The following is a 16653-nucleotide window of genomic DNA, read 5'->3' as shown; positions in this document are numbered from 1 at the left end:
CAAACCCAAATCATTCGAAATATTTTCATGTTAACACGTTCGTCACAACCTCTTAATTATCTGAGATATTCTTAATTATGATATTTTAATTTTCACAATGTGTTTACTGACCATATTGTTTTTGTTCTTTCCGTCGTACAAATCTCTCCAATTTATCCAGTTCATAAAACAGTTCAATTATACTATTAGCTACAGGAAAGACATAGTGCCATTTTTCATAGTCACTACCTTGAAGAGCCTCAATTAAGTTATTAATCGTTACCCGCATTGCGTTTTTTGTTTCTTTTTGTAAATCTCGATCCAATACGATACGATCTTCATACATTAAAAATACATTTTCACTATAATTATTAATCTCACTTACTAATTTTTTTATTAGATGTGACTTTCCGCTAGCAATCTTTTCAATCTCATGTAAATTCTTTTCTAATTCAATAATTAATGTAAATTTCTTTCTTAAAACTTGAATCATATGCTGATAAATTATAATGTTTCTTAAAAAATCGATACGTTTACGAATAAATAAGCGATTTCTTTCATCCGTAATGATATCAAAATAATCTCTTGCTTTATTAATTTCCTTCTCTATTTCCCGTTCCTCATCTCTTACTTGTGGAATACTCATTGTTTTACTAGGGATAACACGAAGAAGAAAATTCGATTTTTCACTCGCTCGTTTAATCATACTAAACAATATTTTTTGATGATCTGGTGGATTCACGATGACATTAATAACAAAAGCGGATATTACCCCGACTGCTACTAATGAAACTCGTTCTACAATGTACAACATATTTGCATGATCACCCGTACTTGCCAGCATAATACTGACTATTGTTAAAACTGTTAAACTAACCGTTTTATTTAAACCTAATTTAATGTTAATTGCAATTGCAATAATCACAACCGCTCCAACGGATATCGGATGACTTCCTAACAATACAATGCCGATAACTGCAAAGATAACACCTACCGTGTTTGATAGTAATACTTCTTTAATGTAGTTAAAAGACCGCATAATAGATGGTTGCATTGCAAGTACCGTAGCAATAGCGGCAATAATCTCAAATTGCAAATCAAACAATCCTGTGATAAGCAATGTCAGCGCAACGGCAAGGCCCGTTTTAACCATACGCGGTCCTATATTAAATTCCATGTTTTTTGCACCTCACTAGCAGTAGTATACCTTTTTCTTTGATGTCTGTCACCACAAATATCGAGGCAATACAGCTAATGCATGGAGAAGTCTCTATAGCTGGATAGAAATATATTTCACCTCTACATATTCTTCTATTCCATGATGACCGCCTTCTCTTCCAATCCCACTTTCTTTAAAACCTCCAAATGGAGCTTGAGCAGTGGATGGCACCCCATCGTTCACACCTACAATACCATATTCTAATTGTTCACTTATACGAATTGCTGTAGACAGATTTTCTGTAAATAGATATGCTGCTAGTCCATATGGAGAGTGGTTTGCACGTTTGACCGCTTCTTCTTCAGTTGTAAAAGTTGTAACGGGAGCTAATGGACCAAATGTCTCTTCAGTCATACACAACATATCATCGGTAACATCGGATAAGATAGTTGGTTTATAAAACAAACTACCCTTGCCCTCCTTACCTCCTCCATATACTATGGAAGCCCCTTTATTTACTGCATCTTGTATATGTGTTTCTACTTTGTCCAACGCATCATGGTCAATAAGCGGTCCCACATCTATACCTTCTTCTAATCCATTACCAACTCTTAACTCTCTTACTTTCCGTTCAAACGCTTCGTTAAACTCATCTTTTATCGATTCGTGTACGTATATACGATTCGTACACACACAGGTTTGACCAGCATTTCGGAATTTTGATGCTGTTGCGCCTGCTGCTGCCTTTTCAATGTTAGCATCTTTCATAACTATTAAAGGTGCATGGCCACCTAACTCTAAGGATACTTTTTTCACTGTTTCTGCTGATTTTCTCATTAATATTTTTCCTACTTCTGTAGAACCAGTAAAGGATATCTTTCTAACTCTACTATCTTCCATCCATGCATCACTAATCTCACCCGAACTTCCAGTTACAACTTGCAAAACTCCTCTTGGAATTCCTGCTTCCTCCGCTAACTCTGCTAATCGAATTGCTGTTCTAGGGGTTGCACTGGCAGGTTTAACTACAGCTGTACAACCAACAGCCATTGCAGGAGCAACTTTTCGGGTAATCATAGCAGCCGGGAAATTCCATGGAGTAATCGCTGCTATAACACCTACCGGCTGACGCTGTACAAGAATACGTTTGTCTGCTTTAGATGCAGGTATCGTCTCCCCATAAAGCCGCTTCCCTTCCTCAGCGTACCAAGATACAAAATTATTCGCATATTGTACCTCTCCCAAAGCTTCTTTAAATGGCTTTCCCTGTTCCATTGTCATTATTTTAGCTAACTCTTCTTGATGTTCTGTAATTAATGTATTCCATTTCATTAACAACTCACTTCGTTCATAAGCCGTAAGTTTGGACCAATCATTGAAAGCTTCAGATGCTTGATCAATAGCTTCTCTTGCTTCAACTTTACCTCCACGCTCAACACGATCAATCACTTCACCTGTTGCCGGATTTGTCACTTCAATCCATTCTTTCATTATTGCCATACTTGTAACCTCCTATATATTTCTATTCATTTTCTGTACTCTATTATACCTTTTCCCTTATTTCCATACGATGTAATCGTTCGACAATAAATGATAATAAATTAGATATAAACATAATGTACTAGTAAGCTGGAATCTATTTTTAGGTGGATACCTATTCTGGACATATCTAGGATTAGTATATAAGTTTATTTGTATTGTCCTTAACAGTTATCTATCAAAAAAGGCCCAAATCTTATAAAAGAATTGGACCTCTACGTTCATTTTTTTATTTAATGCCTTAAAAAATTTATTTCACTTGATATACGCGTTGATGATTTTGCATTCCTGTCAGACAAATTTCAGCTGGGTCTTCATTTGTTGACCATTCAGCGACTGAACCATCTGTTGGGATTTGTTGTTCAAAGATTTTTTCATATTCGGAAACAGATATTTTTTGGCGTTTTTCAAACATAGCATTATGTTCTGTATGGTGTAGTTGTTTTTCAAAACCTTCTTGTAATATACCAGAGAAAAATTCTCCCACAGCACCAGAACCATAACTATACATTCCAATTTTATCGCCAGCTTTTAATTCCTCACTGTTTTCCAATAATGAGAGTAGACTCAAATAAAGTGAACCTGTATAGATATTTCCTATATTGCGATTATATTGGGTACTTAATTGATATTGGTCCTTCAAACGCGTTTGAGTTTCTTCCCCAACCTCATCCAATACTGTACGCAAAGCTTTCAATCCCATTTTCGTATAAGGTAAATGAAAACAAATTGCTGCAAAATCTTCTAAGCTGCGGTCTGTTTGCTCTTTGTATGAATTCCATACTTTTTGAAAAAATGCAATATACTGTTCGTTGGAGTACTTTCCATCAACAAATGCTGTATCCGAGTACACAGGTCTCCAGAAATCCATAATATCGTCAGTATAATAGGTACTTTCTTGTTCAATTTCCATTATTCTTGGCTCAGCAGAAATTAATAGCGCAACTGCACCGGCTCCTTGTGTCGATTCTCCAGGAGTCTTTAATCCATATCGTGCAATATCCGATCCTAATACTAATACTTTTCGATTTGGGTTTAAAGCTATATGTCCTCTTGCCATCTGAATACCTGCTGTTGCACCATAACAAGCTTGTTTCAATTCAATAGCTCGTGCATGTGGTTGCAATCCCAATAACTGATGTACATTTACTGCAGCTGATTTGGAATGATCAATACCTGATTCTGTACCAAAAATAACCATATCAATATCTTGTTTATCAGTATCGTCTAATATTTGTGCCGCTGCATTCGCAGCTAACGTAACTGTATCTTGTGTAATGGGCGACACTGCCATTTTTTCTTGGCCAATACCTATTGTAAATTTTTCTGGTTCAACTCCACGCTCTTTTGCTAGTTCATTCATATCTAAATATAAATGTGGAGCATAAAAACCAATTTTATCTATTCCTATCTTCAATGTCATTCTCCTTCACTATTACAACTTGTCTTATACATCTATTTCTAATAAAATGCTCGAAATCTAATACTTAAATGATAATATAACCTTTCTCTAAAAATCAACTAAGTTAGCTATCCTCTTATTTTCTTTTGTTAATTTCCAATGTACTTTCAATTTGTATACCTTGAATTGCTTGTGTCGCTAAATGATCAGCTTCCTTATTATTCTTTCTTGATATAACTTGATAATCAGGTTGAATTCCAAGTTGTTCTACTTTAATTTCAATACGTTCTATCCATCTTTGAAGATTCTCTTCATAACAAGGCCACTCTTCATTCAACTGATGAATAACTACCATAGAGTCTCCTTTAAAAGTAATCGACTGATTTGTAGCCCCCATTTCCTCGAGTATCTCTAAACTATGATATAATCCGGCATATTCCGCTTCATTATTGTTATCTAACTGCTCTAATTTTACGTTCTTTCTATGTCGAAAGTATTTATTGTTCTTTTCAAAATAAATAACTACTCCAACACCTGCAATCAAATCATTTCTATCATAGCCCCCATCAAAATAAACCAAAATATGATGTGGCTCCTCTTCCACTTGGGCTACTAGACGTTTTAATTCTTTGATCGTCCAAGTTCGGTCAAGGTCGTCTATTGCATATAAATTTTGAACGGACCGCTCTTTTTCTAACTTCTCTGCAATTATAACGCTATCTTCTATACGCATTTCATCTGACAGGAAATTTATCTCCATTTCTTTTCCAGCTCGATACATATATGCTAACCGTATATTCACTTTATCCCCACCAATCATCATTTAATTTCCATCTTAGTCTTTTCCCAAAATGTGAAAAAAGATCGGAAATCCGATCTTTTATTTCACAATTAAATTTGTATGACTATACCCTTCTTTCGTCTTTTTCACTTCAATGGTAGCAGGTAATATGTCTTTTAATTCTTGGACGTGCGATATTACACCGATTAATCTTCCAGACTTTTGTAGTTGTACTAACGTATCTATTGCCTTCGTTAATGATTCCTCATCCAATGAGCCAAAGCCTTCATCAATAAACATTGTTTGGATCATAACATTACCTTGAAAACTTTGAATTACATCAGACATGCCTAAAGCTAGACAAAGAGAGGCATTAAATTTTTCACCGCCGGACAACGTTTTAACATCTCTTGTTTGACCAGTATATGTATCATAAACATCTAAAGCAAGTCCACTTTGTCGACCATGAGATTCTTGTCGATCACTTCTAGTTAAATAAAATTGTCCATTAGATAAGTCTTTTAACCGATAATTAGCAGCTTCGATAATCTGTTCTAGATATTCCATTTGTAAATACCTTTCAAAAGAAACCTTCTTCTGATTTTGTCCACGTAATACATCATAAATCTCTGTAATCACCATTAAATTATTTTCTGTTTCTGCAACTTCATTGTGTAATACTTCCATTCGATCTTTAATTGAATAAATTTCTTGGTTATACTTTTTAAGTGTATTTAATTGATTTAAATTTTGTTCAAAATCACGTTTTAAATCCCTAAGTCTTTCTTCTAAGTAGCCAAGATCTTGTTTTTCTTCTTTCGCTAAAGTTGCTTCTAATTCTTTAATTTGACTGTCTAATTGTTGCTTTTCCTGGTTATACATTTCAACTTGTTGTTTATGCTCAACATATATATTTTCTTCTAATTTCGCTTCATGGTATGTTCCTAAAGTAAAACCAGCTTCACTCACTTTTTGTTCAAATGTTTTGTTGGCTTTTTCTACTTGTTTATTCAGTTCTGTTATTTGTTTTTGATAATTCTTTACCTCAGAACGGATTTCCAAATGCCATTGTGTAATTTGCTGATATTGTTGTTGAATATCCTTCCATGCTTGATCCATTTCTTGTTTTTGTTGTTTTTGATTACGTAAATTTGCTTTCAGTTCCGATAACTGATGAAACTCTTCTGGCACTTGTCTCTTTTTCTCTGTATGGCTAGCCTGCTTTGTTTGTATCAAAGCAAATAGATCTTGATATTTTTGCTTTAGATGTTCAAATGCTTCTTTATTCTCTTTATCTTCTTGTTTTTGTTGCTCTAATCTTTCTTCGTATTGGTTTCGTTTCTCTTTTGCCTGCTCAATTTCCTTTTCTTTTTCAGCTAATTGTTTGCCTTCTTGTACAATTTCATTGAAAGTTTTAGATGGTTCGTCCAGTAATACCCCCCATTCATTAAGTTCAGTAAACACTTCATTCAAAGAAGATTTATTTGAAGATAGCGCAACTTGTTGTTCCTGCCAAGAATGATTTTTTTCTTCCATTTGATTCTGAAGGGACTCTAACGCTTCTTTCGTAATCGGTTGTTTTTCCATAGAAGCTTTTTTAGGATGTGCAGTACTTCCACAAACTGGGCATTCCACTCCATCATGTAAATGTGAAGCCAATACAAATGCTTGGTTATTTATCCAATTTTGTTCCATTTCTTGATATTGTTTTTTACTATTTTCATAAGCCTTTTTTGTTTGTTGATACTTGTATTGAATATTCGATTCTTCTTTTTGTAAACTAATCAACCTTTGAAGTAACTTTCCAATTTGCCTTAATTCAGTTAATCGCTTATTTAACTCGGAAGCTTTCTCAACTTGTTTTGTTAATTCCTTTATTTTTTCAGCTAAGCTTTCTTGTTCCTTCTCTCTTCTATCAAGTAACTGTCTGTCCTCACGTATCTTATGCTCCTGTTGATTAATCTGATTATTTAAAGAATTAATTTCATTTCTTTCAGAGTCCAGCTGCTCAACTATAGGAAGATACGATTCCAGTTGATTTATATAGATCGATACTTTTTCTCGCTGTTCGCTCTTTTCTTCTTCTTTTTTATATTGCGAGGTGACTAATTTTAGTTGTTCAGAAGCTTGTTGTTCTTTTTTAGTCAGTGTTTTTAGCTGAATCTCCTTTTCTTGTAGTTGTTTTTGGTAGTTTAATACATATTGCTCTGACGGCTCAATTCGCTGAGCTAGTTCAGCTGCTTTTAATTGATTTTCCAATTGGTGTATATCTGCTTCCTTATTCATTAACTCCTGACTATGAAGTTTTTTCACTCGAAGTTGATCAAACTGTTCATTTATATGCTTTGCCGCATAATATTCCTTCAGTGCAGTATCATGATTCTTATAGCTAGAAATGTATTGTTGGTTTTTCTTTTCGATTTCGTGTTGATAATATACTTTTTCATCATTCATCGCTTCTAGAACCTGCTGTACATTATAATACTCTGCTTGAAATACATCTTGTAATTTGGAATTCTCACGGAGTGGAAAAATAGAAGAAATTTGCTTCATTGTTTGATCTAACTGATCCGATACTCGATTATACGATTGTTCAAAAGTACTTTTTTTCTGACGCAATATTTCATTCATATACTTATAATGTTCTGTTTTAAATAACCTTCTTAATATTGCTTCTTTATTCTCCGTTTCTGAGGTTAATAGTTTTCGAAATTCACCTTGAGGTAGCATGACTATTTGTTTAAATTGATCTTGTGTCAGACCTATTAGCTCTTCAATCTTTTTATCTATCTCACTCACAATCTGTCTGTCTACTATCGAAATTTCTTGTAGATCCGTTATTTCAAATAGTTCATACTTCTCACCGGTCTTTGTTTTATTTCCTTTTTTTATGTGACCAGGCTGACGTAATACTCGATAGATTTTCTCTTTAATCGTAAAGACCAATTCTACGGATGTGTGTACGTGATCCTCTGCAAAATCACTTCGAAGTAATCGGTTATCTTCTCGATCGGATCCGCTAGCTCTACCATATAAAGCAAAGGCAATTCCATCAAATATCGTTGTTTTTCCTGCTCCTGTATTGCCTGATATAGAAAAAAGCTGTACGTCACCTAATTTGGTAAAGTCAATTATTTCTGTATCTTTATAAGGTCCAAAAGCAGTTAATTTAAGATATAATGGTCGCAATATTTACACCTCCATTCACTTCGCCTTGACTTCTTTATGTTCTTCTTTATTTAATTCATCCATTATTGTTTTAATAATTTCAATTGCCTCTTCTGAAGGTCCTTCACCTTTTACTTCTTTATAAAAAGCATGGAAAAGTTCCATTTCATTCATTTTTGTCTTCGGTATTGAATCTTCATCTTTCAAAGAAATTGGTGAAACTTGAGCTCGTTCAACATGCATTGCATTTGGATAGATAGAGCGGACTTTTTCCATTGGCGATAATACTGGAGTCTGATCCATTAATTGAACAAACACATAATCATCGCTTCGGTTTTCATTAAAAATTTGCTCTATCGTCATTTTCACACGACGCATATCTCTAAGTGGATATAAGTGCCTTTTCTCAACACAGACTTCCCCATTTTCAGCCAACTCTACAATAAGAAAGCCTTTTTTATGATTTTCTTCTGATATAGAATATTTCAAAGGAGATCCAGAATAACGGATTTTTTCATCTAATACATAATGCGCTTGATGGAGATGTCCCAGTGCTGTATAGTCAAATATTTTAAAATGATGTGCATCTACATATTCTGCTCCACCTATGGAAAGCGGACGTTCCGAATCACTTGTATTCTCACGTTCTTCACCAAATGGCGTGACAAAAGCATGTCCAATAGCGACATGCCTTGCATGAGGAGCCATATTTTCACGAATTTTATTTATTATATATTTTGCAGCATCATCATGTGTAATGATCTCGTCATTTTTAAAAATAGTGCGCACCGTACTAGGATCCGTATAAGGAATAAAATGAAAATGTACTTCCCCAAAAGAATCTTTCAAAATGACTGGTTCTAATTCTGTTGATAATTTACCGGTAACATGGTAACCGTTCTCTTTCATTAATCCACTTCCAAAATGTAGCCTTCCAGGACTATCATGGTTTCCAGCAATTGCTAATACCGGAATATTAAGTCCATGGATTATTTTATCTAATGTCTTGTCTAATAAGTGTACTGCGTCAACTGGAGGAACTGCTCGATCATAGAGGTCTCCCGCAATAATTACTACATCCGGTTGTTCCTTTTCAACTTCCGCAACAAATTGATTTAGTATATAATTTTGGTCTTCTGTCATATAAATTCCTTGAACCAGCTTTCCCAAATGCCAATCTGCAGTATGGAATATTTTCATTATTTCACTCCTAGCATAAGTTCTTTTTTTGTATGTAACAGAAAGTAATGTAATGACCTACTCTAACAACATTTAAGCGGGGGGGGGGGAATATAGCCCCCCACTAATTTTAGCTCCCCTTTATAATAATCCTTCTTGCTCAAATAAATAACGATAAGGAATATCTAAAAATATATACCGTCCATCTGTAAGCGGATAAGAATATGTACGGATTAATTCCGACTTATCTATATCCGTATACAGATCAGAAAGTAAACCTTTCTTCTCTAAGTTCATCCTCATTACATTTTCAAAGAAATAAGGTCGCCAACTCCAGTTTTTATTTAAACCTTCTTTAACCAGTTTCCACGTATCTTCTTGATCTTTTTCTGCGTTGGAAGAAAGTTGAATACCTTCCTCATTACAAATATAAACCCGAAATGCGAATTCTTTACATGCCTTACCTACATTTAATATAAATTCGTCATAGTTATCTGTTAAAGTCGATTGTGTTAAAATACTAGTAAACGTAGCATGTATTTTTTCTAGAAGTTCCAGTTGCGCTTTCCCCTTTTTTCGTTCATATGTAACGAATTGCTTAAAACTAACTTGAATGACTGATTTACAGCTATCAACTTCTACAAAGTCATTTTGAGGATGAATTAAGTACCTACCTTGATAGTATTGGCCCCCACTTCTCCATGCATAATTAAATTGATTATAATTATTAATTCCTTTAAACAGGAGAGACGCACCAATTTTGCGTGACAACATGGAAATTGCATGATAGACATCTTTGTATAGATGAGGTAGTAAATCATCCTTTAGAAAACTTGTATCTACTTTTAATACATTTGGATGTAATGTAGCTAATTGGTCAAGGATACCATTTGGATTTTCCAGTTGAATACTAACTTTTACGCCTAATGTTTTTAAATATTTTATTAGGTTGGATAGTTGATCCATATCTTTAGGAAATGCAGTGTCTTTCACTTCTAATATAATTTCATTTAATTTTAATCCTTTTGATTGGTATTCTTCAAGTATTGCAAGTAATGCTTCACCGTTGTTTCGTACAAGTAAATCAGCGTCATAGTAGAAAGATAGAAAACTTTTATCTTGCTTTTCAAGCTTATTTTCTATAGCTTTACGCTGAAGATAAGTATTTACTTCAATACGAAATTCATCCGGAATGGATACATCATCAAAAAAACAATCCATACGTTGTAACTTCCCATGCTTATTTTGAAAATAAGCAATCACTTCATATCCAATGATCATTTGCGTATCTGCGCTGACGATCGCTTTATAATAAGGAAGTAATTGGTCCATATCTAACATTACATCTAACGGATCCATATCTAATCCCCCTTTAGACTATTATATCACAGCAAACAAGTACCTCTCTTCCTTTTTAACTCATAATCATGTCAAGTGTTCTGTTACATTTTTTTTAGTTACCATACAAAATCCACATATTAATGAACATTTTGTGAAGCATTTCTCAAACTCTTGTTATTTTAGTTTACGAGTATTAATATTGTCACTGACATGTTAACTTGATAGGATTTAGAATACTATCCATAAACATACCGATGAAAGGGGTATCTACATGAATAAAAAGTGGGCCTATATAATGTTATTAACAGCAACAGCCTTATTTTTAGCAGGTTGTGAACCATTACTCGTACTTGATCCTAAGGGGCCACAAGCAGCAACGACCGCAAATGTTATATGGATTTCAATTATAACGATGGCATTAATTGTAATTGTTGTGATGGTAATGCTAGCAATTGTTTTGTTTAAGTATAGAGCTTCAAAACAAAGTGACGATTATGAGCCACCACACATAGAAGGAAGTCCTGTTGTAGAAGGAATTATTGTTGGTGTTCCAGTATTAATAGTAGCATTCTTAGCAGTTGTTTCTGTAATATCTACGTATCAAGTAGAATCTGTACCAGAAGGGTATAAAGATGACGAACCTTTAGTTATTTATGCTTCATCTTCAAACTGGAAATGGCATTTTAGTTATCCAGAACAAGACATTGAAACTGTAAACTATGTATTTATACCACAGGATAGAAATGTAGAATTTAGATTATATTCTCATAGTACAATCTCTAGTTTCTGGGTTCCTCAACTAGCTGGACAAAAATATGCGATGGCTGACATGGTAAATACATTGAATGTAGTCGCTGATCATTCAGGCGATTTTGTAGGAAGAAACTCTAACTTTAATGGTGAAGGTTTTGCGGAAAATATGTTTAATGTAACAGTTATGCCTCATGACGAATTCGACACTTGGGTAGAGGAAATTCATGCTACAGCAGATCCTCTTACTGAAGAAAAATTTGAAGAAATATTAGAACCAGGTCATCTCGGTCAAATGACATTCACAGGAACACATCAAGAATTTAAACCTGCTCCTGAAGGTGAGAACAGTCCACATAATCACGGACCATCCGATTCTAATGACGAAGGACACCATCATCACTAATTTATAAGATTCATGCAACAAGAGCATCGAAAGGAGATTCATAAATATGAATATATTAGAAAGATTTGCCATTCCTCCGCATGACGATCCGATGCTTTATGCATCCCTGGTTGCCATTGCACTTGTTTCTATAGCAGTTGTTGTAGGTATTACCTACTTCAAGAAATGGGGATATCTTTGGAACGAATGGTTGACTACCGTTGACCATAAACGTATAGGAATTATGTATATAATTTCAGCACTTCTAATGCTTTTCCGTGGTGGTGCTGATGGAGTTATGATGCGTCTACAAACTTCAGTTCCTGATAACAGTTTCTTAGATGCACAACACTATAATGAAATATTTACTACCCATGGTGTGGTTATGATTTTCTTCATGGCCATGGCATTTATTATTGGTTTAATGAACTATGTTATTCCATTGCAAATTGGTGCGCGAGATGTTGCATTCCCTCGCTTAAACGCACTAAGTTTCTGGCTATACTTTGCTGGTGCAATGTTATTCAATATTTCCTTCGTAGTCGGAGGATCACCTGATGCTGGATGGACAAATTATTATCCACTAGCAGGACCAGAGTTTAGTGAACATGTAGGTGTTAACTACTACAACTGGGCATTACAGATATCTGGTATCGGTACACTGATGACTGGTATTAACTTTGTAGTCACGATTATAAAAATGCGTGCACCAGGTATGAAATTGATGAAAATGCCAATGTTCACTTGGTCTGCATTAATTACAAATATAATTATTGTATTTGCATTCCCTGTTTTAACAATTGCCCTATTAATGGGTACTCTTGACCGTCAGTTCTTTACGAATTTCTTTACAACATCTGATGGCGGTATGGATATGATGTGGGCAAACCTATTCTGGATATGGGGACACCCAGAAGTATATATTTTGATATTACCGGCATTTGGTATTTACAGTCAGATTATCTCGACATTCTCTCAAAGAAACTTATATGGTTATAAATCGATGGTAGCTTCCATGGTTATTATCTCACTATTATCCTTTGTTGTTTGGGTTCACCATTTCTTTACAATGGGTCAAGGTGCACTTACAAATAGTATCTTCTCCATTACAACGATGGCGATAGCAGTTCCAACCGGAATTAAGATATTTAACTGGCTACTGACCATGTGGAAAGGTAAAATTCGATTTACCACACCAATGCTTTATTCCATCGCATTTATTCCTTTATTCACGATTGGTGGAGTAACTGGTGTAATGCTCTCGATCGCAAGTGCTGATTATCAATATCACAATACGATGTTCTTAGTTGCTCACTTCCATAATGTAATTATTCCTGGTGTAGTATTTGCGATGATTGCAGGATTAATTTATTACTGGCCAAAAATGTTTGGTTTCTTACTAAACGAAAGAATTGGTAAATGGGCATTCTGGAATATCGTTATCGGTTTCTGTCTATCCTTTTTCCCAATGTACATCACAGGATTAGACGGGCAAGCAAGACGTATGTACACTTATTCGGAAGCTTCTGGTTTCGGTCCATTAAACTTACTATCGTTTGGTGGAGTAGCATTATTAACCCTAGGATTTATCCTTCTGGTATTCAATATTTACTATAGTTTCCGTCATGCACCAAGAAATGTTGGAGATGATCCATGGAACGCTCGCTCTTTAGAATGGGCTACGCATAATCCAGTTCCAGAGTATAATTTTGCTGTTACACCAACTGTAGATTCAGAAGAAGCATTTTGGGATTACAAGAAAAACGGATATCAGTTGTTTAAAGAACCAATTAGTGACATCCATATGCCAAATAACAGTGGTTGGTCCATTATATTAGCAGGTTTCTTCTTTATCTTTGGTTTCTTCTTTGTATTCCATGTGTGGGCCGGAGCTATTGTAGGAGCAATAGGAATACTAGGCTGTCTACTATACCGTACATTTGAAAAAGATGATGGTCACCATATCCATAAAGAAGAAATTATTGAGACTGAAAAGAAATTTGGAGGTGACAAGAAATGAAAATAGATTCTAATCAACCTCTTGAGTACAGTACCGAACAAAATAAGATGAATATCCTTGGTTTTTGGATATTCTTAGGTGCAGAGATCATGTTATTTGCTACACTGTTTACAAGCTACTTTATTTATGAAGGTCGTGTCGGTTCCGGTCCAGGCGCAGCAGAAATCTTCGAAATTGGACCTGTCATCATTAATACAATGATCTTATTAACGAGTAGTTTTACAATTGGTTTAGCAATACATGCAATGCGAATCCAACGTACTAAAGCAATGATCGGTTTTCTGATTGTTACACTTGCACTTGGTGCAGCGTTTGTCAGTGTTGAAATTTATGAGTTTATTCATTTCTATCACTTAAACGCAACACTACAAACAAGTGGTTTCACTGCAACATTATTTACTACCCTAGCAACACACGGAGCGCACGTTACATTTGGTCTATTCTGGGGAATAATGATTATTATTCAATTAGTAAAGCACGGCTTAACTGCTCAAACAGCGAATAAATCATTTATATTCTCATTATATTGGCATTTCCTTGATGTAATGTGGATCTTCATCTTTAGCTTTGTGTACTTGAAAGGAATGATGTAACATGAAAGAATTATTCCCTATGAAGCAGGTTAACGGATTTATCTTTTCCCTGCTCCTCACAGTGATTGCGCTGAGCGTCTACTTTTTAGACATGTCCTTTGCAATGGGCTTAACAATTCTTATTGTTACAGCATTCATTCAAGCTGGAGTACAACTGATTGTATTTATGCACGCAGGAGAAAGTGAAGATAAAGGTACAATATATACAAGTATTTATTACGGTGCATTGATTGCATTGCTCACCGTATTCGGATCATTACTCGCAATGGTTTGGGGATATATGTAGATTCGAAAAAGCCAAAGGCACTTTTGCCTTTGGCTTTTTTATATGCCTATCTTTAATATAAATTTGTTCGTTGTTCTTTCTCGCTAACAAAAGATTCCTCTGTTGCTACTAAGAAAACACCCATAATAAAGATGAAAGTTGAGCCCATTACCAACCCTATACCAATAGCAGTCACCGCGGTTAAATCGCTTACAAAATATCCATAAATAAATAGTAGAGATCCTATTGTAATTAGCGTCCCACAAATAATTGATACATATTTCAGTAATTTTTGATTGATATCCATGAAACTTCATCCCCTTTGTTTACATTATGCTGCATGTTCAAAAAGTTGTCAATAAGTAAGTTACAATTTTATGAACTAATATATTTAAACTTGACATCAGGACTTTTGGTTTATTTATCTGCATTTCGCAGGTTATTCGTAGCAATTTTTGTATTAACAATTTATACTAAATTTGTATTTTAATTCTTATAGGAGGTTTCATATGCGTAACAAATTATTCACTGCACTATTTATTATGATTCTTAGTTTCACTATTATTCCAACGGTTGCATTTGCAATTGAAGCAGATGATCCAGAATTCGAAGCATTTCTCGTAGAAATTGATTGGGATAAGGAAGATTATATTGAGTACTTAGATAGTAAGTTTTATTCCATTGATGATTTTCCTAACAACGACTACTTAGGTATTCCCGTAACTGAAAAAACGTTAGAAGAAATTTATAACACCTATGATATTACTCATGAAGAGTTAAATGAAAAATTAAGAGAGACAGGACAACTATTTGAAGATGAAGATGTGTTTGATTCAACTTGGTTTTTATTCATTGAAGATGTAGCATTTGCTTTAGATCAAGGAGTAGAGAATTCTGATGAAATAACGGATTGGGACGAGGAAATTACTGAAGAAAATATTCAAGGTCTACTAGAGTTTTATGATTTCAGTTCATCTGAAGAATTAGAAGAGTACTTGAAGAGTATGGGCGATTCTATCGAAAACTACGAGACTATTTGGGATCTCGAATTAGTAGTTGACGCTTATATGGGTGGTCAAGATGTTACTTCTGATTTAACAGATGATTTTTCTGGAGATTTCGGTAGTGGAATGAATATGAGTATATGGGATACGGAGAGTATATTCCCTACTACAGATCCGCATCTTAACGTATTTATCGGTCTTACTCCAATTGCATTCCAAGCAATCTTTTTTTAGTATAAGATGAACTAGGTATTTACGTTTACACTCACAAAAGAGAGGTTAGACAATAAAGCATTAATCAAAAGCACCAATTTTGAACTAATCTTTTTATTTGTCTAACCCGTTTTTATTAAATTTATGATTTACTCATCCAATTAAACAAGTAATCCGTCTCATATAAATCATTTGGGTATGTTATCTTACCTGTATTCCCATCCTCGTATGCCCACTGAAGAAATTCATTTAATGCTGATATATATGGTTCATAAAGAAATTCAAAACTAACGGTTTCTTTTGGAAGTAGATTTTCTTTACATAATAGTGGGTCAGAATAACTCATATATGTTCTACACGGAATTGGACGTACTTCGTATGCCATACATTGGTTTGTTTCCGTATCCAGCAGTACACAAGGAAGTTGTAATTTTTTATAAGCTTCCTTCACCTCACCAATTTCCTCATCCGTATTATCAGGAACCTGCTCAAGTATATGCTTATATTTAATAAAGTATTGTTCAATGTGATTATATAGCTTTTCTTTCCGTTCAGAATCAAAATTATTGATAGTCATCTGCAGTAATTTTGATTCTAATTTCGTTATAATAATTGGAAAATAACAACAGAAAGCACATCCCATTTGGCATGTCGCTTCCAAAGACACTTTGTCTTCCATTGTAGTAATTTCATTTGATACAACTTTTAATAAACTCTGGAATACCCCTTGTAACTTATCATTTATTGTCTTCTCAGTTCCATCCCAATCTTCAATCACACCATAAAATAATTCTTCATTTATCTGATAAGTTTCACTTATTTCATCACATTTTTTCCTTACTTCATCATAACTCAAATCTTTTAGCATTTCATTC

14 protein-coding genes are annotated in these 16653 nt (G+C 34.4%); 5 read left to right on the top strand and 9 right to left on the bottom strand.

Annotated features, from left to right (window positions below; translation table 11 throughout):
• Positions 1 to 103: 103 nt before the first annotated feature.
• The 7 genes from AQ616_RS04035 to AQ616_RS04005 all read right to left on the bottom strand — a co-directional run bounded on the left by AQ616_RS04035 (position 104) and on the right by AQ616_RS04005 (position 10566).
• Entirely contained in the window at positions 104 to 1156 is a 1053-nt protein-coding gene (locus AQ616_RS04035) for an FUSC family protein (RefSeq protein WP_017797357.1), read from the bottom strand.
• A gap of 93 nt (positions 1157 to 1249) precedes the next feature.
• Complete coding sequence (locus AQ616_RS04030) at positions 1250 to 2638, bottom strand: NAD-dependent succinate-semialdehyde dehydrogenase (protein WP_069685138.1); 1389 nt, start codon at positions 2636 to 2638, stop codon at positions 1250 to 1252.
• Positions 2639 to 2927: 289 nt separating this feature from the next.
• Positions 2928 to 4094, bottom strand: a complete 1167-nt coding sequence (locus AQ616_RS04025) for a hydroxymethylglutaryl-CoA synthase (protein ID WP_017797358.1) — start codon at positions 4092 to 4094, stop codon at positions 2928 to 2930.
• A gap of 121 nt (positions 4095 to 4215) precedes the next feature.
• On the bottom strand, positions 4216 to 4902 hold the full coding sequence (locus AQ616_RS04020) for a ribonuclease H family protein (protein WP_017797359.1): 687 nt from the start codon (positions 4900 to 4902) through the stop codon (positions 4216 to 4218).
• 57 nt (positions 4903 to 4959) lie between these two features.
• Entirely contained in the window at positions 4960 to 8049 is a 3090-nt protein-coding gene (locus AQ616_RS04015) for an AAA family ATPase (RefSeq protein WP_017797360.1), read from the bottom strand.
• Positions 8050 to 8064: 15 nt separating this feature from the next.
• Positions 8065 to 9228, bottom strand: coding sequence for an exonuclease SbcCD subunit D (locus AQ616_RS04010; RefSeq protein WP_017797361.1), 1164 nt, complete (start codon positions 9226 to 9228; stop codon positions 8065 to 8067).
• 120 nt (positions 9229 to 9348) lie between these two features.
• Complete coding sequence (locus AQ616_RS04005) at positions 9349 to 10566, bottom strand: EAL domain-containing protein (RefSeq protein WP_069685137.1); 1218 nt, start codon at positions 10564 to 10566, stop codon at positions 9349 to 9351.
• Between the two features lie 253 nt (positions 10567 to 10819).
• Between AQ616_RS04005 and qoxA the strand changes: the two genes are divergently transcribed.
• Genes qoxA through qoxD form a run of 4 tightly spaced genes read left to right on the top strand, consistent with a single transcriptional unit; the run spans position 10820 to position 14582 of the window.
• Positions 10820 to 11704 carry a cytochrome aa3 quinol oxidase subunit II gene (gene qoxA, locus AQ616_RS04000; RefSeq protein WP_017797363.1) on the top strand — a complete coding sequence of 295 codons (885 nt, stop codon included), beginning with the start codon at positions 10820 to 10822 and terminating at the stop codon, positions 11702 to 11704.
• A 46-nt stretch (positions 11705 to 11750) separates the two neighbouring features.
• On the top strand, positions 11751 to 13703 hold the full coding sequence (gene qoxB, locus AQ616_RS03995; RefSeq protein ID WP_069685136.1) for a cytochrome aa3 quinol oxidase subunit I: 1953 nt from the start codon (positions 11751 to 11753) through the stop codon (positions 13701 to 13703).
• Positions 13700 to 14296 (top strand): cytochrome (ubi)quinol oxidase subunit III, encoded by a 597-nt coding sequence (locus AQ616_RS03990; RefSeq protein WP_017797365.1) that lies wholly within the window; start codon positions 13700 to 13702, stop codon positions 14294 to 14296. Before qoxB ends, AQ616_RS03990 begins: the two co-directional genes overlap by 4 nt.
• Position 14297: 1 nt before the next feature.
• A complete protein-coding gene (gene qoxD / locus AQ616_RS03985; protein ID WP_017797366.1) occupies positions 14298 to 14582 on the top strand; it encodes a cytochrome aa3 quinol oxidase subunit IV in 285 nt (94 codons plus the stop codon).
• Between the two features lie 52 nt (positions 14583 to 14634).
• On the opposite strand, the gene AQ616_RS03980 is transcribed toward qoxD, so the two are convergent.
• A complete protein-coding gene (locus tag AQ616_RS03980; RefSeq protein ID WP_069685135.1) occupies positions 14635 to 14868 on the bottom strand; it encodes a hypothetical protein in 234 nt (77 codons plus the stop codon).
• Between the two features lie 202 nt (positions 14869 to 15070).
• Here AQ616_RS03980 and AQ616_RS03975 point away from each other — a divergent pair, with 202 nt between their 5' ends.
• Positions 15071 to 15799 carry a processed acidic surface protein gene (locus tag AQ616_RS03975; protein ID WP_069685134.1) on the top strand — a complete coding sequence of 243 codons (729 nt, stop codon included), beginning with the start codon at positions 15071 to 15073 and terminating at the stop codon, positions 15797 to 15799.
• 121 nt (positions 15800 to 15920) lie between these two features.
• Here AQ616_RS03975 and AQ616_RS03970 read toward each other — a convergent pair whose 3' ends face one another.
• Positions 15921 to 16646 carry a YkgJ family cysteine cluster protein gene (locus AQ616_RS03970; protein ID WP_017797369.1) on the bottom strand — a complete coding sequence of 242 codons (726 nt, stop codon included), beginning with the start codon at positions 16644 to 16646 and terminating at the stop codon, positions 15921 to 15923.
• Between the last annotated feature and the right edge of the window lie 7 nt (positions 16647 to 16653).

Source organism: Oceanobacillus sp. E9 (assembly GCF_001741975.1).
GTDB classification, from domain to species: Bacteria; Bacillota; Bacilli; order Bacillales; family Amphibacillaceae; genus Oceanobacillus; species Oceanobacillus kimchii.
Note: the sequence above shows the minus strand (reverse complement) of the source record. Positions and strands in the feature narration are given on the sequence as shown.